This window comes from Sulfitobacter sp. S190 (assembly GCF_025141935.1).
Taxonomy (GTDB): domain Bacteria; phylum Pseudomonadota; class Alphaproteobacteria; order Rhodobacterales; family Rhodobacteraceae; genus Sulfitobacter.
Window position 1 is genome coordinate 1,551,358 of sequence record NZ_CP081120.1, and the last position, 17,769, is coordinate 1,569,126.

At 60.4% G+C, this 17,769-nt stretch carries 19 protein-coding genes and 1 other RNA gene; 9 read left to right on the plus strand and 11 right to left on the minus strand.

All coding sequences use genetic code 11. The features are described from left to right. Positions 1-34 precede the first annotated feature (34 nt). Positions 35-334: a hypothetical protein gene (locus tag K3756_RS07975; protein ID WP_259992913.1), complete on the minus strand. Its 300-nt coding sequence runs from the start codon at positions 332-334 to the stop codon at positions 35-37. Positions 335-903: 569 nt separating this feature from the next. Here K3756_RS07975 and K3756_RS07980 point away from each other — a divergent pair. Continuing rightward, positions 904-3,675 (plus strand): ribonuclease E/G, encoded by a 2,772-nt coding sequence (locus K3756_RS07980; RefSeq protein WP_259992915.1) that lies wholly within the window; start codon positions 904-906, stop codon positions 3,673-3,675. 80 nt (positions 3,676-3,755) lie between these two features. Here K3756_RS07980 and K3756_RS07985 read toward each other — a convergent pair whose 3' ends face one another. Then, complete coding sequence (locus tag K3756_RS07985) at positions 3,756-3,980, minus strand: sulfurtransferase TusA family protein (protein ID WP_259992917.1); 225 nt, start codon at positions 3,978-3,980, stop codon at positions 3,756-3,758. A gap of 93 nt (positions 3,981-4,073) precedes the next feature. On the opposite strand from K3756_RS07985, the gene K3756_RS07990 reads away from it, so the two are divergent. From K3756_RS07990 to K3756_RS08005, 4 genes are all read left to right on the plus strand, one after another. Next, positions 4,074-4,826, plus strand: a complete 753-nt coding sequence (locus K3756_RS07990) for a cytochrome c biogenesis CcdA family protein (RefSeq protein WP_259992919.1) — start codon at positions 4,074-4,076, stop codon at positions 4,824-4,826. A 57-nt stretch (positions 4,827-4,883) separates the two neighbouring features. Next, positions 4,884-6,113: a hypothetical protein gene (locus K3756_RS07995; protein ID WP_259992921.1), complete on the plus strand. Its 1,230-nt coding sequence runs from the start codon at positions 4,884-4,886 to the stop codon at positions 6,111-6,113. Next, complete coding sequence (locus K3756_RS08000) at positions 6,110-7,459, plus strand: cytochrome P450 (RefSeq protein ID WP_259992923.1); 1,350 nt, start codon at positions 6,110-6,112, stop codon at positions 7,457-7,459. The genes K3756_RS07995 and K3756_RS08000 overlap by 4 nt, the downstream gene beginning before the upstream one ends. An 85-nt stretch (positions 7,460-7,544) precedes the next feature. Then, positions 7,545-8,438, plus strand: a complete 894-nt coding sequence (locus K3756_RS08005; RefSeq protein WP_259992934.1) for a fructose bisphosphate aldolase — start codon at positions 7,545-7,547, stop codon at positions 8,436-8,438. Here the strand turns inward: K3756_RS08005 and K3756_RS08010 are convergent, their stop codons facing one another. The 9 genes from K3756_RS08010 to K3756_RS08050 all read right to left on the minus strand — a co-directional run bounded on the left by K3756_RS08010 (position 8,439) and on the right by K3756_RS08050 (position 14,563). Further along, a complete protein-coding gene (locus K3756_RS08010; protein WP_259992936.1) occupies positions 8,439-8,669 on the minus strand; it encodes a ribbon-helix-helix domain-containing protein in 231 nt (76 codons plus the stop codon). Beyond that, positions 8,666-8,842, minus strand: coding sequence for a DUF4169 family protein (locus K3756_RS08015; RefSeq protein ID WP_259992938.1), 177 nt, complete (start codon positions 8,840-8,842; stop codon positions 8,666-8,668). Before K3756_RS08015 ends, K3756_RS08010 begins: the two co-directional genes overlap by 4 nt. Next, positions 8,839-10,230 carry a class II fumarate hydratase gene (gene fumC, locus K3756_RS08020; RefSeq protein ID WP_259992945.1) on the minus strand — a complete coding sequence of 464 codons (1,392 nt, stop codon included), beginning with the start codon at positions 10,228-10,230 and terminating at the stop codon, positions 8,839-8,841. Before fumC ends, K3756_RS08015 begins: the two co-directional genes overlap by 4 nt. Positions 10,231-10,292: 62 nt before the next feature. Next, positions 10,293-10,793 carry an SspB family protein gene (locus K3756_RS08025; protein WP_259992953.1) on the minus strand — a complete coding sequence of 167 codons (501 nt, stop codon included), beginning with the start codon at positions 10,791-10,793 and terminating at the stop codon, positions 10,293-10,295. A 90-nt stretch (positions 10,794-10,883) separates the two neighbouring features. Beyond that, a complete protein-coding gene (gene chrA / locus K3756_RS08030) occupies positions 10,884-12,119 on the minus strand; it encodes a chromate efflux transporter (protein ID WP_409202427.1) in 1,236 nt (411 codons plus the stop codon). Further along, complete coding sequence (locus tag K3756_RS08035; RefSeq protein ID WP_259992963.1) at positions 12,116-12,919, minus strand: chromate resistance protein ChrB domain-containing protein; 804 nt, start codon at positions 12,917-12,919, stop codon at positions 12,116-12,118. The genes chrA and K3756_RS08035 overlap by 4 nt, the downstream gene beginning before the upstream one ends. Positions 12,920-13,061: 142 nt before the next feature. Continuing rightward, positions 13,062-13,410: a transfer-messenger RNA gene (gene ssrA / locus K3756_RS08040) on the minus strand. After that, positions 13,411-13,764 (minus strand): DUF4345 family protein, encoded by a 354-nt coding sequence (locus K3756_RS08045; RefSeq protein ID WP_259992965.1) that lies wholly within the window; start codon positions 13,762-13,764, stop codon positions 13,411-13,413. Between the two features lie 64 nt (positions 13,765-13,828). Further along, a complete protein-coding gene (locus K3756_RS08050) occupies positions 13,829-14,563 on the minus strand; it encodes a FadR/GntR family transcriptional regulator (protein ID WP_259992969.1) in 735 nt (244 codons plus the stop codon). Between the two features lie 148 nt (positions 14,564-14,711). Here K3756_RS08050 and K3756_RS08055 point away from each other — a divergent pair, with 148 nt between their 5' ends. The 4 genes from K3756_RS08055 to K3756_RS08070 are packed head-to-tail and all read left to right on the plus strand — an operon-like array spanning position 14,712 to position 17,754. Beyond that, on the plus strand, positions 14,712-15,434 hold the full coding sequence (locus K3756_RS08055) for a DUF2182 domain-containing protein (RefSeq protein ID WP_409202436.1): 723 nt from the start codon (positions 14,712-14,714) through the stop codon (positions 15,432-15,434). Positions 15,435-15,437: 3 nt separating this feature from the next. Then, positions 15,438-16,145, plus strand: coding sequence for a DUF1326 domain-containing protein (locus K3756_RS08060; RefSeq protein ID WP_259992972.1), 708 nt, complete (start codon positions 15,438-15,440; stop codon positions 16,143-16,145). Beyond that, positions 16,142-16,651, plus strand: coding sequence for a DinB family protein (locus tag K3756_RS08065; protein WP_259992974.1), 510 nt, complete (start codon positions 16,142-16,144; stop codon positions 16,649-16,651). Before K3756_RS08060 ends, K3756_RS08065 begins: the two co-directional genes overlap by 4 nt. Further along, a complete protein-coding gene (locus K3756_RS08070; protein WP_259992976.1) occupies positions 16,651-17,754 on the plus strand; it encodes a dimethylsulfoniopropionate demethylase in 1,104 nt (367 codons plus the stop codon). The genes K3756_RS08065 and K3756_RS08070 overlap by 1 nt, the downstream gene beginning before the upstream one ends. The last annotated feature ends 15 nt before the right edge of the window (positions 17,755-17,769 follow it).

A 17,769-nucleotide genomic window follows, 5' to 3' on the forward strand; every position in this document is an offset into this window, starting at 1 on the left:
CGCTGGCCTTTTTCTATTCGCTTATGTGTCGTGATCAACCCGCGCCGAGCCTGTACAGCTGGGTCGCCTTGCCGTCGTCGTCCGTGCGGCACATCCAGCGATCACCGGTCGAGGGCACGTCAATGATGTACTGGTTGATTTCGACCACCGGCAACGTCGTATTGAGCACGGCTGCGCGGTCACCTGTCTGGTCTGCAACGGCGTTCGTGCAGGTGCGGTTGGCGCGGGCGTCGCGGCGGACGTCGGGATCGCTGTCGAATTCGGCGGGGTCGCAGGCGGCAAGTGCCAGCGCAGCGGTGCAAAGAAGGGTGGCGGGGCGCAAGATGTTCAGCATGGTGTCTCCTAGGTGCGGCAGTCGGCCCGCAGCGGCCGTGTGTTCGGCGCGACCGTAGTGCGAATTTCTGAACACGGCAACCGCCCGCTGGTCCGGCTTGTCCGCCGTCCGGGGCGCAGATTGGTGTTTGAGGGGAAAATGCAACCGATGGAAGAGATTGCCCATTGTCATTGGCCGCCCGCTGGCCTTATCTAAGGGGATGGACAGTGGTGCCCATAGACGTGGCGCCATTTCCATGACGAGTTTCGCTGCCGCGCCCGAGGCCAAGAACCTTGGTGCATGGCAGACCGATTGGGCCGGAAACGGCCAACGAACCGCTGATGGCTGTCGAGGGCAGGGCCCGAGACGACACAGTATAAATGGATGTGTTGATCGCCGGGCACTGCCCAGATCGCGGCGACACGTCGGAGAAGAACCGCGATGACGCGCGCAGAGGCAACTAGCAGCTTACCACACGCCCCCTTGGGGCGCGGTGCTGCGCCGTTTCCCATCGCCCTGACAAGACATAAGCCGCTCCAGTCGGGACCCCCGAGGTCACCGGCCCAGCTGCGGTTGTGCACAAGAGACCTATGCCAAAGAAAATGCTTATCGATGCCACCCACGCGGAAGAAACCCGCGTCGTGGTGGTGGACGGAAACAAGGTAGAAGAGTTCGACTTTGAATCCGAAAACAAACGGCAGCTTGCCGGAAATATCTATCTCGCCAAAGTAACACGCGTCGAACCCTCGCTGCAGGCAGCGTTCGTTGATTATGGCGGCAACCGCCACGGTTTTCTCGCGTTTTCCGAGATCCACCCCGATTATTACCAGATCCCGGTTGCCGACCGTGAAGCGCTGCTCGAGGAAGAGCGCGCCTACGCCGAGGCGCAGGCAGCACGTGACGCCAAGGAAGACGAGGACCCGAAGCCCAAACGCCGGTCCCGTTCGCGTAGCCGCAGCAAATCCAAGGCCGAGGATGTCGCGACAGACGATGCAACGGCATCGGCAGACATTGACGGTATGGAAACGGTCGATCTGACCGATGGCGACGATGTCGAAGTGTCCGAGGACGAGGCGTCATCGCCGATGGAGCGTGTCAAAGAGGCACCCGTCGACAGCCCGGACGACAGTGACGATACCAGTGATGTATCGAGCGACGAAACGGACGACGGCGACGATGCAGATGCACCGGCGTCGAAAGGATCCGATGCGGCGGCCAAGGACGACAGTATCGAATCGGTCGCGGATGACGACGATCAGGACGATATCCGCCCCGCGCGCAAACCCCGCCCGCGCCGCTACAAGATTCAGGAAGTGATCAAGGTGCGCCAGATCCTTCTGGTGCAGGTCGTCAAGGAAGAGCGCGGCAACAAGGGCGCCGCTCTGACCACGTATCTTTCGCTGGCGGGGCGCTACTGTGTCCTGATGCCGAATACCGCACGTGGCGGTGGCATCAGCCGCAAGATCACCAACGCCGCCGACCGCAAGAAGCTCAAGGAAATCGCGACTGAAATTCAGGTGCCACAGGGCGCCGGTCTGATCGTGCGCACTGCGGGTGCAAAGCGGACCAAAGCCGAGATCAAACGCGATTACGAGTACTTGCAACGGCTCTGGGAACAGATTCGCGAGCTGACGTTGAAGTCGATCGCTCCGGCGAAGATCTACGAGGAAGGCGACCTGATCAAACGCTCGATCCGCGACCTTTATAATCGTGAGATCGACGAGGTGTTCGTCGAGGGTGAACGCGGTTACCGCATCGCCAAGGACTTCATGAAGATGATCATGCCGTCCCACGCCAAGAACGTGAAACGTTACGAGGACCAGCTGCCGCTCTTTGCCCGCTATCAGGTGGAAAGCTATCTGTCGGGCATGTTCAACCCCACGGTCCAGCTGCCATCGGGGGGCTACATCGTGATCGGTGTGACCGAGGCGCTTGTCGCGGTCGACGTGAACTCCGGTCGTGCGACCAAGGAAGGCTCGATCGAGCAGACGGCGGTCAAGACCAACCTCGAGGCCGCAGACGAAGTGGCCCGCCAGTTGCGTCTGCGCGATCTGGCCGGTCTTATCGTGATCGACTTCATCGATATGGACGAACGCAAGAACAACGCGGCCGTCGAGAAGCGGATGAAGGACAAGCTCAAGACCGACCGCGCGCGTATTCAGGTTGGCCGCATTTCGGGCTTTGGCCTGATGGAGATGTCGCGCCAGCGTTTGCGTCCGGGTATGATCGAGGCGACAACGCAGCCCTGTGGCGCGTGCCACGGCACTGGCCTGATCCGGTCGGACGACAATCTGGCGCTGTCGATCCTGCGTCAGATCGAGGAAGAGGGCACCCGCCGCCGGTCCCGCGAGGTGCTGATCAAAGCGCCTGTGGGCATCGCGAACTTCCTGATGAACCAGAAGCGCGAGCACATCGCCCATATTGAAGCACGCTATGGTTTGTCCGTGCGCATCGAGGGTGAGCCGCATCTGGTCAGCCCGGATTTCTCGATGGAGAAGTTCAAGACAGCCACACGTGTTGTCGTGCAGACAGAAGCGGTTGTATCCGTCGATACATCGCTAATGGACCAGATTGACGAGGACGAAGCGGCCAGCGACGCGGAAGAGGATGAAGCGCCGCAAGCCGAGCAGTCCCAGACGCATGAGCATGGTGACGACGGTGAAGATCGGCCCAAGCGTAAACGGCGTCGTCGGCGTCGCAGCCGCGGCGGTCGCAACAAGGACGGCGATCAGCATTCAGAAGGCGAGAACGGGTCATCTGATGCCGCGGTCTCCGAAGAGGGCAGCACAGCGGATGCACCGGCAGAGCCGAGCGCTGAAGCGGGTGAGGAACAACCGGCGAAGCCCAAGCGGAGCCGGTCGCGGACGCGCAAGCCCAAGGAAGCGGCAGCGGATGCTGATGCAGGGGCCGATGCGACAGTTGCAGATGCTCCCGCTGACACACCCGCCGAGGAGGCAGAGACCGCCGAGGATGCGCCGGTAGAAAAACCCAAGCGCAAGCGGGCACCGCGCAAGACCAAAGCGCAAAAGGACGCCGAAGCGGAAGCGGCAGCGGCAGCGTCGACTGCTGATGCGGCAGAGACCGAGGAAGCACCCGCCAAGCCAAAACGCACCCGCCGCAAGAAAGCCGAACCGAAAGCGGAAGCGCCCGTCGCGGCCGCTGAAGCTCCGGCAGAGGAAGTGGCGACTGTTGCGCCGGAAGTCGAATTACCACCGGCACCGGAACCCGAAGCCGTAGCAACGCCAGAGCCCGCTGCCCCTTCTGCGCCCGCGCCAGAGCATGTCGTTGTAGAGGCTGCCCCTGAGCCCGAGGCCCCGAAAAAGCCAAAACGCAAGGGATGGTGGTCTTTGGGCAGTCGGTGATCCGCAGGTTCACTGCTTGATAAACGAAAGGCAGGCCAAGCGGCCTGCCTTTTGCGTTTCATCAGAATGGCGGATTATTGTTAGCCGCTTTTTTCGATCAGATAGACCTGCGCATTTCCATCCTCATAGCTTTCCACCAACTTGTGGCCGCTCTCCATGCAGAAATGTGGCACGTCGATCACTGCGGCGGGATCATCGGCCCGCATGCGCAATCTGTCCCCCGCAGTCATGGACTGCAGGCGTTTGCGGGCTTTGAGAACGGGAAGGGGGCACAGCAGCCCTGTGGCGTCAAGATCTGTGGTCATGTGCCAACAGGTAGGCCGGATGTTACAGCCTGTCCACAGCCTTGTGACAATCTGGCAGGTGACGGCAGACCCCGGCGAGTATAGCTGTGAGGCATGTATGGAATCGACATTATCGACGCGAGCTTGCTGCCGGCCATTGCGGTCGCCCTTGTTGCGGGCGTCATCAGCTTTCTTTCGCCCTGCGTGTTGCCCATCGTGCCGCCGTATCTTGCGTATATGAGCGGTGTGAGCCTCAACGACATGAGCTCCGAGGCTACCGCACGACGTCGGGCTTTCGTCGCTGCGCTGTTCTTTGTGCTGGGGCTGAGCACCGTATTCTTGATCCTCGGCTTCACCGCTTCGGCCTTCGGGGCGTTCTTTTTGCAGAACCAGACCCTCTTTGCGCAGATCAGCGGCGTGGTTGTCATCATTTTCGGTCTGCATTTTCTGGGCATTTTCCGCATTCCGTTTCTCGATCAGGAAGCGCGATTGGACGCGGGCGACAAAGGCGGATCGTCTTTCGGGGCCTATATCCTGGGACTTGCGTTTGCTTTCGGATGGACGCCTTGCATCGGTCCACAGCTTGGCGCGATCCTGTCGCTTGCCGCCTCCGAGGCCTCGGTCACGCGGGGGACACTGCTGCTGGGTATCTATGCCTTGGGTCTTGGCATCCCGTTCCTGCTCGCCGCGATGTTCATCAGCCGGGCCACCGAGGTCATGAACCGACTTAAGCGTCACATGAAACTCATCGAGCGCGTGATGGGTGTTCTTTTGGTCATTGTCGGTCTTGCATTGCTGACGGGTGCATTTTCGACCTTCAGTTTCTGGCTCCTGGAAACCTTCCCCGCGCTTGGTGCGCTCGGTTAAGCCTTACTTTGGTCGAAAACCCGCGCTAGCATGGTGAAAAGCCAAAAAGCGACGGCCATGAGCAGTAACCAAACCATCGCCAAACGGCGGGTATTTTACATACCGGGCTATGACCCGATCCATCCGCGTCGCTACCGCGAACTGTACCGCAGCGAGGGTGCCGCCCAAGCCGCAATTTCCGGATACGAGATCGCCCTTAAGGGCCAGGCGGGCCGCAAAACATACGGCTGGGATGTTACCGCGACGATCGATGGCCAAACCGTATCGTCACGATTCGACGTGCTCGTCTGGTCCGACATTGTCCGCGATAGCATGGCGACATCAATTCTCGCAACGTACACGCAACTTTTCAAAACCGCTTATATCTACATGTCTACGGGCGCGCTCTGGCGGCTGATGCGGTTGCGCAAAGGGCCCGTTATCACGGCGCTTTATCCGGTGGTGATGCTTCTGGGGCAGCTCGCACTCGCGATCGCTTTGGCGGTCTTGCTGGGGCTGGCAGGAGGCGCGTTGCTTGGGCCGGCGATGGGCGTCGTGGGGGATGTAATCGGGTACACCATCGGCATAGGGGCAGCTTACGCGCTGATGCGCTGGTTCAAGAAAAAGGACGGCCGGTTTTTCGCGTACTACCTGATGCACGACTATGCCTATGGCGCGTCAACGCGGGGGGCATACGCCAACCCGTTGGAGCGGCGGCTGGCCGCGTTCAAGGTTGCCGTGGCCGATGCACTGAACAGCGATGTCGACGAGGTGCTGGTCGTGGGCCATTCGTCGGGCGCGCATCTGGGCGTGTCTGTGCTGGCGGATTTGCTGCGCGAGGACGGCCCGCCAGCGACCGGTCCGCAACTCGCGTTTCTGACCCTTGGCCAGGTGGTGCCGATGTTGTCGTTCCTGCCCGATGCGAACCGGCTGCGCGGCGATCTGCGGTATCTCAGCGGGCATGAGGCGGTGTGCTGGATTGACGTCTCCGCGCCCGGTGACGGCTGCGCTTTTGCGCTGTGCGATCCGGTGGCGGTCACAGGGGTCGCACCACCGGACCAGCGCTGGCCTCTGGTATTTTCAGCTGCATTTACCAAGAGCCTGAGTGCCGAGAGGTGGAAAGAACTCCGCTGGCGGTTCTTCAGGCTGCATTTCCAGTACCTGTGTGCGTTTGACCGGCCCCGGGACTACGATTATTTCCAGATTACCGCGGGGCCACTGGCGCTTGCGACACGCTACAAAGACCGCGGTCCGTCGAAATCCCGGATCACATCACCGATCAATCGCTACACGGGCACGTCGTCATGATGCCGCCGAAGCCTCCGGCGCGCCCTGACAAGGTGTCGCTTTGGCGCTACGCCCGTCTGTTTCGCAGCGACATCCTGTCGGCCCAGCCGGCGCGATTGTACCGCGCGTGGATGGCCGAGTTCCGCACGCCATTTTTCCGCAGCTACCTGCTGAACCAGCCCGAACTCGTCAAAACCGTTCTCAAGGACAGGCCCGACGCGTTCCCGAAATCCGATAGGGTCGGGGAAGGGCTGCGCCCGCTTCTTGGCAATTCGGTTTTTGTCACCAACGGAGCGACGTGGAAGCGCCAGCGGCGCATCATTGACCCTGCCTTCGAAGGGGGCCGCCTGCGCGAGACGTTTCCGGCCATGTGGGCCGCATCCGAGGCCGCGGCAGCGAGACTGGAGACAGTGACAGGTGGTAATGTGGAAGTAGAGGGGATCGCCAGCCATGCGGCCGCCGACGTCATATTCCGCACGCTGTTTTCCATCCCCATTGACCATGACATCGCTCAGGCGGTTTTTGACGAATTTCGGGTGTATCAACGCAGCCAGCCGATCCTGAATATCGCGGCGCTTCTGCCTTTGCCCAACTGGATGCCGCGGCTGTTTCGTCGCGATACCAAGCGCAGCGCTGCACGGATCAGGTCGCTGATTGCGCAGTTGACGGCACAGCGCAGCATCGCGATCTCGCAAGGGGATGCGCCCGATGATCTGGCCACCAAGATCATGACCACCCCCGATCCGGAAACCGGCGACACCTTCAGCACAGAGGAGATGGTCGATCAGGTGGCGATCTTTTTTCTGGCAGGCCATGAGACTAGCGCCTCTGCGCTGGCGTGGGCGCTGTATCTCGCAGCACTTTACCCCAACTGGCAGGACCGCATCGCCAGCGAAGCAAAGGTGCTGGACGAATGTGATTTTGGCGTGATGTCCAAATTGCGGATCAGCCGTGATGTATTCCGCGAAACCCTGCGGCTTTATCCGCCCGTCCCGATGATGGTGCGCGAAAATCAATGCCCCGAGACGCTGCGGGACCGTGCCGTCAGACCGGGGTCGCAGCTGGTGCTCAGCCCGTGGCATCTGCACAGGCACAGCCGTCTTTGGGATGATCCCGACGGGTTCAATCCTGATCGGTGGGCGACGGAGAATGGCAAGGCCTGCATGCGTGATGCCTATATTCCCTTCAGCGCAGGCGCACGAGTATGTCCGGGGGCGGGGTTTGCAATGATCGAGGGGCCCTTGATCCTGAGCCGTATCCTGCGTGACTTTCGGGTGACTTGCGTCACCGGAAAAACGCCGGTTCCCGTGGCGCATCTGACGGTCCGCTCTGACGCCGGCATCTGGCTGCGTTTTGACCGGCGCTAACGGTTTGCGCAAACAATCTGGTCAGCCTTTTGCGAATGATCTACTGAAAGTTTAGATACAAAAGCAGCAGAAAAGGGCACCTTCCATGGCCATCCAAGATGCGCAGCGCAGCCAGATTGCAAACGGAAAAGGCTTTATTGCCGCATTGGACCAATCGGGGGGATCAACACCAAAGGCCCTCAGCCAATACGGCGTTGAACCCGACGACTACAGCGGCGATGCAGAAATGTTCAAGGCGATGCACGACATGCGCGCGCGCATCATTCTTGCCGATCAATTCACATCCGAGCGTGTTCTGGGGGCGATCCTTTTCGAGCGTACCATGAACGAGACGATCAATGGGGTGCCGGTGCCGGAACTGTTGTGGTCTACACGTGGCGTGGTGCCTTTTTTGAAGGTCGACAAAGGGCTGGAGGATACGGCGAACGGCGTCCAGATGCTCAAACCCATTCCGGATCTCGGCGAGCTGCTCGCCCAGGCAAAGGACAAAGGCATCTTCGGGACGAAGAAACGGTCGGTCATTCACGAGGCAAACGCCGAAGGTATCGCGGCGGTCGTGGCACAGCAGTTCGATCTGGGCCGTCAAATCTCGGACGCGGGTCTGGTCCCGATCATCGAGCCGGAGGTGAACATCACTTCCCAGACCAAGGCCGAAGCCGAAGAAATGCTGGCAGCCGAGATCGCCCAACAGTTGGATGCCCTGCCGGAAGACGTCACCGTCATGCTGAAGCTGTCATTGCCCACGAAGGCCGGCATCTATGACGCGTTTGCCGATCATCCGCGTGTGTTGCGGGTTGTCGCCCTGTCCGGGGGCTATTCCACACAAGAGGCCAGCGCGTTGCTCGCGCAGAACCATAAAATGATTGCGAGCTTCAGCCGCGCCCTGACAGAGGGACTGAACGTAAAGATGTCAGACCCCGAATTCAATGTGGCCTTGGGGCAGAATATCGGCCGCATCTACGAAGCGTCGATCGCCTGATCAAATGTCTTCTGGCTGCGCTTTCAGCGTAGCCAGAACGTACACGCGAATGGCAGAGGCAAGCCCGCTTTCCATGCCGCGATCTGCATCAATTTCGGCGACCAAGGCATTGATAGGTATGCCTTTATCTTGCGCGATGCTGCGCAGTTCGTGCCAGAATGCGTCTTCCAGCGATATGGAGGTACGGTGCCCGCGTAGCGTGACCGAGTGTTTGACCGGACGCGCGCTCATGGTTCACGCTTGTGTGCATCCAGATCCCGGGCTGCCTTGGCTGACGATGTCTCTTGCGCGTTCTTCTCGGCCTTCGTGCGCCCGAATTTGACTGCATTAACGTCTCCCGCGGCGCGTTTTTCCAAACGCGCCTTGTCCTTTCGGACGCGGGAGAGGTTAATCGGTTTGCTCACTTGGGGCCGATCATGTTTTCGGGCCGCACAACGCGTTCGAAAGTCTCGGCATCCACAAATCCGAGCGCAATCGCTTCTTCCTTGAGCGTGGTCCCGTTTTTATGCGCGGTCTTTGCCACTTTCGTTGCGTTGTCATAGCCGATTTCAGGAGCCAGCGCGGTGACCAGCATCAGGCTTTCGCGCATCAGCTTTTTGATACGGTCCGCATCCGCTTTCAGCCCATCCACCAGATTGTCGGTAAAGGCCGAGGCGGCGTCACCCAGAAGCTGCATGGATTGCAGAACGTTATAGGCCATCATCGGTTTGTAGACGTTGAGTTCGAAATGACCTTGGCTGCCTGCGAAACCGACGGCGGCATCGTTGCCCATGACCTGTGCACAGACTTGCGTCAGCGCTTCGCACTGTGTCGGGTTCACTTTGCCCGGCATGATCGAAGACCCCGGTTCGTTTTCCGGCAGCACAAGTTCGCCCAGACCGCAGCGGGGCCCCGAGCCGAGAAGCCGGATGTCATTGGCGATCTTGAACAGGCTGGCCGCTACAGTTTTCAAATGGCCGGAGATTTCGACCATCGCGTCATGGGCGGCCAGCGCTTCGAACTTATTCGGGGCGGTGACAAAGGGCAGATCCGTGATCTGCGCCATATTCTCGGCGACGGTCTCCGCCCAACCGGGTGACGTGTTCAGGCCCGTGCCGACGGCGGTGCCGCCCTGCGCAAGTTCGTAAATCCGGCCGAGGCCTTGCTCCACACGCGCGATGCCCATGGCCACCTGATGGGTGTAGCCGGAGAATTCCTGGCTCAGCGTGAGCGGTGTGGCGTCCTGGGTGTGGGTTCGTCCGATCTTGATGATGCCGTCGAATTCCTCGACCTTTGCCTGCAAGGCCGCGTGCAGCTTTTTCAGCCCCGGCAGCAGGACGTCGCGTGCCGTTGTCGCGGTGGCAATATGCATCGCGGTGGGGAACGTATCGTTCGAGGACTGGCCCATATTGCAATGGTCGTTGGGATGGACCGGATCTTTGGAGCCGATCGTGCCGCCAAGAATTTCGATGGCCCGGTTCGCGATGACTTCATTCGCGTTCATGTTGGACTGGGTGCCTGAACCCGTCTGCCAGACGACAAGCGGAAAGTTGTCGTCGAACTTGCCCGCCACGACTTCGGAGGCCGCTTGCACGATGGCATCGCCAAGCGTCTTGTCGAGCTTGCCGTTCGCGATGTTCGCTTGGGCACAGGCCTGCTTGATAACGCCGAGCGCGCGGACGATGGCGACGGGCTGTTTTTCCCAGCCGATGGGGAAGTTGATGATCGAGCGCTGTGTCTGGGCGCCCCAGTATTTTTCCGAAGGCACCTCGAGCGGGCCAAAGCTGTCGGTTTCGGTGCGGGTATCGGCCATGGGGTGCTCCTGATCAGAATTTGTCAGGGGCTGTTTAACGGTCGGCGCAGCCGCGCGCAAACCTATGTTTTGCGAAAGCTGTCCAGCGATACGATTTCGGCCGCTTGGGGTGTGTCGTCTTCGGATGCGTCGGCCGCATCTTCGGCAGCGGGCGACGGATCGACATGCGCGAGTTCTGTGCCGGTGTCACCCACGATCTCGCTGTCTTCGTCCTGTTGTTCGAACCGCAGGCCAAATTCGACGGACGGATCGACAAAAGTGCGGATCGCATCATAGGGGATGTAGAGGGGTTCGGGCGCATCACCGAAATTCAGGGTGATTGCAAAACCGTCCTCGCCCACGTCCAGATTGTCGTACCAGTGCTGCATCACAACCGTCATTTCGCCCGGATACCTGTCGGACAGCCAGTCGGCCAGTTCCGCGTCGGGGTGGCTGGTGTCGAATGTGATAAAGAAATGGTGGGCCCCGGGCAGGCCGTTGTCCGCCACATCCAGCAGCACATTGCGGATCAGGCTGCGCATGGCATCATGCATCAGGTTGCCATAGTCGATGCTGCGGGTCATCTTTTTCCCCTTGGTGGTCGGTGCAGACATTCCAACCATACCCCAATCTGCGCCGAGCGAAAGGGGGCCTGAACGCGGTTTTTGCCGCACCTAGACGAGCAGCCCCGCAAGCGCCACGATCGGCAGTGTCATGACGAAACTCAGCTTGCGCCAGAGCATCAGCAGACCGGCAAGACCGCATAGGGCAATCGCGGGCCCGTTGACGCTGGACCAGACCGGCCAGGGCATTGCCGAACCGCCAAGCGTTCCGACGGATGCAAAGGCAACGTGCACCGCGAACCAGAGCGACAGATTTGCGATGACGCCCACGACGGCGGCGGTAATGGCGCGCAGGGCGCCAGCCACACGTGCGTTCGCACTGATCTGATCGAGAAACGGACCGGCGAGGAATATCCACAAAAAGCACGGCACAAAGGTCACCCAAAGTGCCAGCAATCCCGCGCTGAGTGCGCCGGATACGCCGGTCTGGGCATGTCCGGCCAGCATCGCGACAAATTGCGTGACCAGTATCAGCGGTCCCGGGGTGGTTTCGGCGAGCCCCAGCGCATCAATCATCTGCTGCGTGTCGAGCCAGCCAAGATCGGTCACGACCGTTTGCGTCATGTATCCCAGAACGGCGTAGGCACCGCCGAAGGTGACAACCGCCAGCTTTGAAAAGAACACGCCGACCTGCAACATGAATTGCGCGTCCATTGCCCACAACAGCACCAGCGGCGCGGCCCATAGCGTCAGCCATAGAACGATCTTGAAGGGGTTCAGCGATTGGCGGGCCTTTATTGCGGGTACGGCGTGAGTGACCTGCGCCCGAAATGCGCCCCACACCCCCGCCAACAGGATCAGCAGAGGGAAGGGCAGGCCAAGGACAAACAGAACGGCAAAGCTGAGTGCGGCGATGACAGGACCCTCGGTGCCGACCAATGCTTTTCCGGCGACTTTGGACAAAGCCTGAAATACGACGATGACGACCGCGGCTTTTACGCCGAGGAATGCGGCCTGAACCAAAGGCAGTTGGCCGTACTGCAAATAAAGCAGCGCCAACACCCCGATCACCGCTGCTCCGGGCAGCACAAACAGCGCACCCGCCACGATACCGCCCATCGTCCCCCGCATCCGCCATCCTGCGTATGTCGCCAATTGCATGGCCTCGGGGCCGGGCAGCAACATGCACAGGCTGAGTGCGCGCAGGAAAGTTTGTTCGTCAAGCCAGCGGTGCCTGTCGACCAATTCGCGGTGCATCAGGGCGATTTGCGCTGCAGGGCCACCGAAGGACAAGAGCCCAATGCGCCCGAAGACCGCGACCATCGTGCGCCAGTCGGGGCAAGTCACGCCGCGTCGTCCACGAATGAACGGTGGGTTTCATCCGTACCATCACGTGCCCAGCGGTAAAGGGCGTCGTAGATCATAAATCCTGCGTTCATTTGCGCCACGTCATCGCGAAATTGTCGGGACAAGCCGACCGATATTGCCAACAGCCCGGCGGCCTGAGCGCAGATTTCAGGCGTGCCGGTGTCTGCTGCGCGGATCACCTTTGCCATCCGTGCAAGCGCTGGTGTGCACAGTCCGAATTCGATGAGCATTGTGTCGAAGGTACAGTGGTCCCCCCGATGGGACCAGAAAGCATCGGCCGTGTCGAACGGTTGCGCATCGAAGCGAAGGGCAACATCCTCTACCTCGGCGGCAGGAACGAACAGGATGTCAGCAGCCGGATTGATAAAACGACGTATCAGCCAGGGGCAGGCGATGCGATCGATCTTGGGGCGTTGGCGCGTTACCCAGCAGCCCGCAGACGCTACATGTTCAGCCGGAAGGCGTGGCGCGCCCTTGGTGTCCCGCCAGCCGTGGTTCCCGCCTTCGAGAACTTGCGCCGCAATACCGCGTGCACGCAGACGCGCGGCGGCGCCGTGGCTGAGCTTGCGCCCCTTCTGGCAAATGACGACTGCCCGACGATCTTGCAGGTAGGCACACATGGCATCAGTGTCGTCAAAGGCAAACCGGCGGGCCGTTGGTATCAAGAAGGGATCAGCGGCAAAATCCGCATCGGTCGTGACGTCGATCAGCGCTGGCGCGTCAGGCAGGCCAATCTGGCGCATCAATTGTGGCGGGGTTATTTCGTTGAAAGCAACCATGGGGCATCCTCTGGGGGTCTTGTACAGGGATGCGACTTTGGGCTGGCGCCTCACGGGGCAGTCGCAAGATTACGCCCCACACCGCACAATCGTCAAAATTGCGCCGGGCTGTCAAGCACATGCGAATAAGGGGCAATTTGAAAATGCAGGTTTCTGTTGCCAGGTACCTGCGAACCCCGCCTAAAGCTGCAAAGCCCTAGGACTTAGATTTCAGTATCTCCGGTCGCTTACGCGGCCATTGCTACTGGAGCACGATTGTCATTTGCAATTGTACAGTTTTCGCCGATAACGGTGGCAGACAGCCGAGACAAAGCAAACACCTTTAGACGTTCGTCGATCCTATTTCGGCCCCATGATCCCCAAATGAAGGATGTTTGGTGGAGCCGCCGGGTACCGCCCCCGGGTCCGATCCGCTTATTACGAGCGCGTTTATGTCCATAGTCCCGAAGGACGTCCCTTAGGTAGAAGGGTTTGGGTGCGATTTCAAGGGGTCACAGGTTAATCCCGAGCGCGATTGCGGCAACGGCAACTTCGCTGGCGGCGAAAATCCATTTTGTGCGGGTCTGGCCATCCAGCACGAGCGATGTGATGCGGCCCAACGCGCCACCCGCCCAGATAAAGCCGATCATCGCGAATGCGGCAGCAGACCCGATGATCAATGCACCGACGCCCGCCATCACGAACAATGCGCCCGAGGCCGCGCGCACCTCCGAGGTGCCCATGGTCGAACCCTGATCTTTCAGGTCCACCTTTTCCATCGTATAGCGCGGGGCGAGCCATCCCATTGCGCCAAAACCGATACTCAACAGGGCAAGTGCCCAGTTGATCCAAGTTACATAGTCCATGCAGATTGCCTCGCGTTGTGCTGTGCTGCGGATGAACGCGCCAGCGGGGCAATGGTTGCACCGATTATGCGGGGCGAGTGGATTTCCGGGCAAACAGGCCCTGCGCGAGGTGCAGTGTTTCCGCCTCCAGCGCGTTCAGACCAGAGTTGATGGCGGGACCGTCCGCGGCCTCGGCCGCGTCGGCGATCTGTCCATGCAGGGCCACGATACGGGCCCGGTCACGCGCCGTGAATGTGATCATATTCATCAACGGCTGCATCGCTTCGACCGCACCGGCAAGCTGATAACTCAGAACCGGATTTCCGGCCCCGTCCACAAGAGCGCGGTGGAATGCAACGTCGGAAGCGCAGAAGGCTTCGTCCGTGAGCCCGGGCTGTGCCTGACGGTGCACCTCGGCGCGCATTGCGGCAAGATGATCGGCGCTTCGCCGTGCCGCTGACAACGGCGCGCAGGCCCGCTCGAGTGCAAATCTGGCCTCGCAGGCGGTCTCGAAACTGACAGCATTCATCGACAGCAAGAGCGTTGAGGTTGTGATCTGCTGGGCGTAGGCCTCTTCGAAAGAGATGCGGTTGACGAATGCGCCGCCGGAGGCGCCCCGCTGGGTTCGGATCAGCGATTGCGCCGCTAGCCGTTTGAGCGCTTCGCGCACGGTAGGGCGGGACACATCAAAATGGTCTGCAAGCTCTGCCTCGGACGGCAGCCGCTGATCCACGATCAGCCGCCCCGCAATGATTTCGTCGCGGATGGCACTGGCAATCTGGGCCGATAGGTCGGCAGAGCTTTGCGGGTCAATTTTCATATGTCATACATTTAATGTTTGTCGCGACAGTAAATGTCTGACATTAAGTTTGCAATCCGTGATTCAGGCCTGGGAGGGTCGTGTGCCGCATCTACTTCGCTCAACGCTTTGGCTCGGCTTTTTCGGGCTGATCCTTGTATCGTGGTGGATGATGATCACCATGAGCACGTCGATGGGGCTGGACGTTCTGGGCCGTCCGGACGCGATGGCCGAAGCGATGCGGCGCATGGATCCGCGTATGGATATGAAAATGCCGATGGCGGAATTCTGGCCCTTGGCGATGATGTGGGCGGCGATGATGGCGGCCATGATGCTGCCGACGCTGGTGCCGACGCTGCGGGCCTACGAGGACCTTATCGCCAGCGCCAATGGGACACGCTCGGGATGGTTGGGCGTTCTGCTGGGGTATTTTGCGGTCTGGATCATGGCGGCGTTGGCACTTGCGGGTGTCCAGCTTGCCCTGCTTTTCGGCGGCGTGATCGACATGCTGGGCATTGCGACCTCTCGGTGGTTTGCGGCCGGTTTGTTGCTGGCGGTGGGGCTGTTTCAGTTCACCCGTACCAAGGAAATCTGCCACGGAGTTTGCCACGCACCGGCAATGTATTTCCTCGGTCACTGGCGCACAGGTTTTTCCGGTGGTCTGCGGATGGGGCTCGGTCTCGGGGTGTTCTGCGTGGGTTGCTGTTGGGGCTTCATGGCGCTGGGCTTTGCGGGCGGCGTGATGAACCTTGCCTGGATGGGATTGGCCACGTTTTTCATGATACTGGAAAAACTGCCACAGATCGGACATTACATAACAAAACCGATGGGCTTTGCCTTGATCCTCGGCGCGGGCGTCGTGGCAGGGTGGCCCATCATAGCGGGAGGATAGACAATGGCGACACGCAAGAAAGCGGATGCGGACCGGCTGCCGATAAGTCAACGTATCGACAGCAGAATGCCAAATCCAAAGCGCCGCGACGCGACGCCGACAGAGTGGAAAATAAAGGGCGAGCTGTTCCTGAACTGCTCGTGCGAGGTTTTCTGCCCCTGTGTCGTCAGCCTCGGGGCGCATCCTCCTACCGAAGGGCATTGTCACGCATGGATGGCCATCGCAATTGACGAAGGTCATTACGAGGGCGAGGACCTGTCGGGCCTCAATGTCGGTCTGTTGGTCGATATCCCCGGGCGTATGGGCGAGGGCAACTGGAAAGTCGCGGCCTACGTCGACGAGCGTGCCAGCGGTAAGGCTTACAACGGTATTCTCCAGATATTCTCCGGCGCGGCCGGGGGGACAACGGGGTTGTTCACGATGCTCGTGTCGGAAATCATCGGGGCCGAACGGGCGCCCGTCGAGATCATCCGCGAGGGCAATAAGCGGTCTATCCAGATCGGTCGCAAGATCGCAGGCGAGATCGAGATGATCGCTGGCAAGTCGCCCGACCATCCTGTCATGATCAGCAACTCCAAATACTGGATGGGTCCCGACATCATCGCGGCAAAAGGTCTGAAAAGCCGCGTGCGCGACTATGGCCGCGTGTGGGATTTCAGCGGCAAGTCCGCAGAGATCTGCCCCATCGAATGGCAAGGCCCCAAACCATGATCCAGAAGGGCTATGTCCTCGAGATGGCCCGCTATAATGCATGGCAGAACAACCAGTTGCGCAAGGCAGTGGAAGCGTTGGGTGAAGCGGCGGTCAGACAAGAGCGCGGTGCGTTCTTCGGCTCGATCTTCGGCACGCTCAACCATTTGCTGTGGGCGGATACGATCTGGATGAGCCGGTGGTGCAGTGATGTGCCCGCGCCGGGGGGCAGTATCCCCGAGAGCGCCGAATTCACGGCGACGCCGGGCGTTTGGGATGCTGAGCGGTTCCGGATGGACGGGCGTATCCGGATCTGGGCGCAGACACTGTCAAACATGGATCTGCAATCGGTCCTGAGCTGGTATTCGGGCGCGATGGGCCAGAATGTCAGCCGCAGGCTCGACCATTGCATCGTGCATATGTTCAACCACCAGACCCACCATCGCGGTCAGATCAGCCAGATGATTGCCGAAGCCGGGGTGGCGGCACCTGTTTCCGATCTTTTCATCATGCCGGAGGATGTCTGATGGCCCTGATTTCGCCCTCGCGCAGATTGCGCCGGACCCCGTTTTCCGAAGGTGTCGAAGCAGCCGGTGTGTCTGCCTACACCGTTTACAATCACATGCTGCTGCCGACGGTTTTCCGGTCGGTCGAGGAGGATTGCGCGCATCTGAAATCTGCCGTTCAGGTTTGGGATGTCGCCGTAGAGCGGCAGGTTGAACTGCGCGGTCCCGATGCCGCGCGCCTGATGCAGATGCTGACGCCCCGTGATCTGCGCGGCATGTTGCCCGGGAGATGTTTTTATGTGCCAATCGTCGATGAAACCGGCGGCATGTTGAATGATCCGGTTGCGGTCAAGCTCGCAGAAGACCGCTGGTGGATTTCGATCGCTGACAGTGATTTGTTGTTGTGGGTCAAGGGGATCGCCAACGGCTACAGGTTGGATGTGCTGGTGGATGAGCCCGACGTGAGCCCGCTGGCCGTTCAAGGGCCCAAAGCCGATGACCTGATGGCGCGTGTCTTTGGCGATATGGTGCGCGAGACGCGGTTCTTCCGGTTCGGCCTGTTCGATTTTCGGGGCAGGGACATGGTTGTCGCGCGGTCGGGGTATTCCAAGCAGGGCGGTTTCGAGATCTACGTTGACGGTGCGGATCTCGCGATGCCTTTGTGGAATGAATTGATGGAGGCGGGCGAGGATCTGGACGTGCGCGCGGGCTGTCCCAACGGTATCGAGCGGATCGAGAGCGGTTTGTTGAGCTACGGCAACGACATGACCGACGACAACACGCCACATGAATGCGGGTTGGGCCGCTTTTGCGACACCCAGACGGCCATCGGCTGTATCGGCCGGGATGCGCTGTTGCGGGTGGCCAAGGAAGGACCTGTCCAGCAGATCCGCGCCATCGATATCGGTGGCGACCGCGTACCGACGTGCGACCGCGTCTGGCCGGTCATGGCCGGGGACAAGCGGGTCGGGCAGGTGACCTCGGCGGCCTGGTCGCCCGAGCACGAAACGAATGTTGCGATCGGCATGGTGCGGATGACCCATTGGGACGCGGGAACATCGGTGCGTGTCGAGGCCCCCGATGGTCCGCGCGACGCGATCGTGCGCGAGACTTTCTGGGCCTGAAATCACGGAAGTTTC

Excerpts from the sequence above, each read along its gene's own strand:
- K3756_RS07975 (WP_259992913.1), bottom strand. The coding sequence starts at position 334 with ATGCTGAACATCTTGCGCCCCGCCACCCTTCTTTGCACCGCTGCGCTG.
- K3756_RS07980 (WP_259992915.1), top strand. The coding sequence starts at position 904 with ATGCCAAAGAAAATGCTTATCGATGCCACCCACGCGGAAGAAACCCGC.
- K3756_RS07985 (WP_259992917.1), bottom strand. The coding sequence starts at position 3,980 with ATGACCACAGATCTTGACGCCACAGGGCTGCTGTGCCCCCTTCCCGTT.
- K3756_RS07990 (WP_259992919.1), top strand. The coding sequence starts at position 4,074 with ATGTATGGAATCGACATTATCGACGCGAGCTTGCTGCCGGCCATTGCG.
- K3756_RS07995 (WP_259992921.1), top strand. The coding sequence starts at position 4,884 with ATGAGCAGTAACCAAACCATCGCCAAACGGCGGGTATTTTACATACCG.
- K3756_RS08000 (WP_259992923.1), top strand. The coding sequence starts at position 6,110 with ATGATGCCGCCGAAGCCTCCGGCGCGCCCTGACAAGGTGTCGCTTTGG.
- K3756_RS08005 (WP_259992934.1), top strand. The coding sequence starts at position 7,545 with ATGGCCATCCAAGATGCGCAGCGCAGCCAGATTGCAAACGGAAAAGGC.
- K3756_RS08010 (WP_259992936.1), bottom strand. The coding sequence starts at position 8,669 with ATGAGCGCGCGTCCGGTCAAACACTCGGTCACGCTACGCGGGCACCGT.
- fumC (WP_259992945.1), bottom strand. The coding sequence starts at position 10,230 with ATGGCCGATACCCGCACCGAAACCGACAGCTTTGGCCCGCTCGAGGTG.
- K3756_RS08025 (WP_259992953.1), bottom strand. The coding sequence starts at position 10,793 with ATGACCCGCAGCATCGACTATGGCAACCTGATGCATGATGCCATGCGC.
- K3756_RS08035 (WP_259992963.1), bottom strand. The coding sequence starts at position 12,919 with ATGGTTGCTTTCAACGAAATAACCCCGCCACAATTGATGCGCCAGATT.
- K3756_RS08045 (WP_259992965.1), bottom strand. The coding sequence starts at position 13,764 with ATGGACTATGTAACTTGGATCAACTGGGCACTTGCCCTGTTGAGTATC.
- K3756_RS08050 (WP_259992969.1), bottom strand. The coding sequence starts at position 14,563 with ATGAAAATTGACCCGCAAAGCTCTGCCGACCTATCGGCCCAGATTGCC.
- K3756_RS08055 (WP_409202436.1), top strand. The coding sequence starts at position 14,712 with ATGATGATCACCATGAGCACGTCGATGGGGCTGGACGTTCTGGGCCGT.
- K3756_RS08060 (WP_259992972.1), top strand. The coding sequence starts at position 15,438 with ATGGCGACACGCAAGAAAGCGGATGCGGACCGGCTGCCGATAAGTCAA.
- K3756_RS08065 (WP_259992974.1), top strand. The coding sequence starts at position 16,142 with ATGATCCAGAAGGGCTATGTCCTCGAGATGGCCCGCTATAATGCATGG.
- K3756_RS08070 (WP_259992976.1), top strand. The coding sequence starts at position 16,651 with ATGGCCCTGATTTCGCCCTCGCGCAGATTGCGCCGGACCCCGTTTTCC.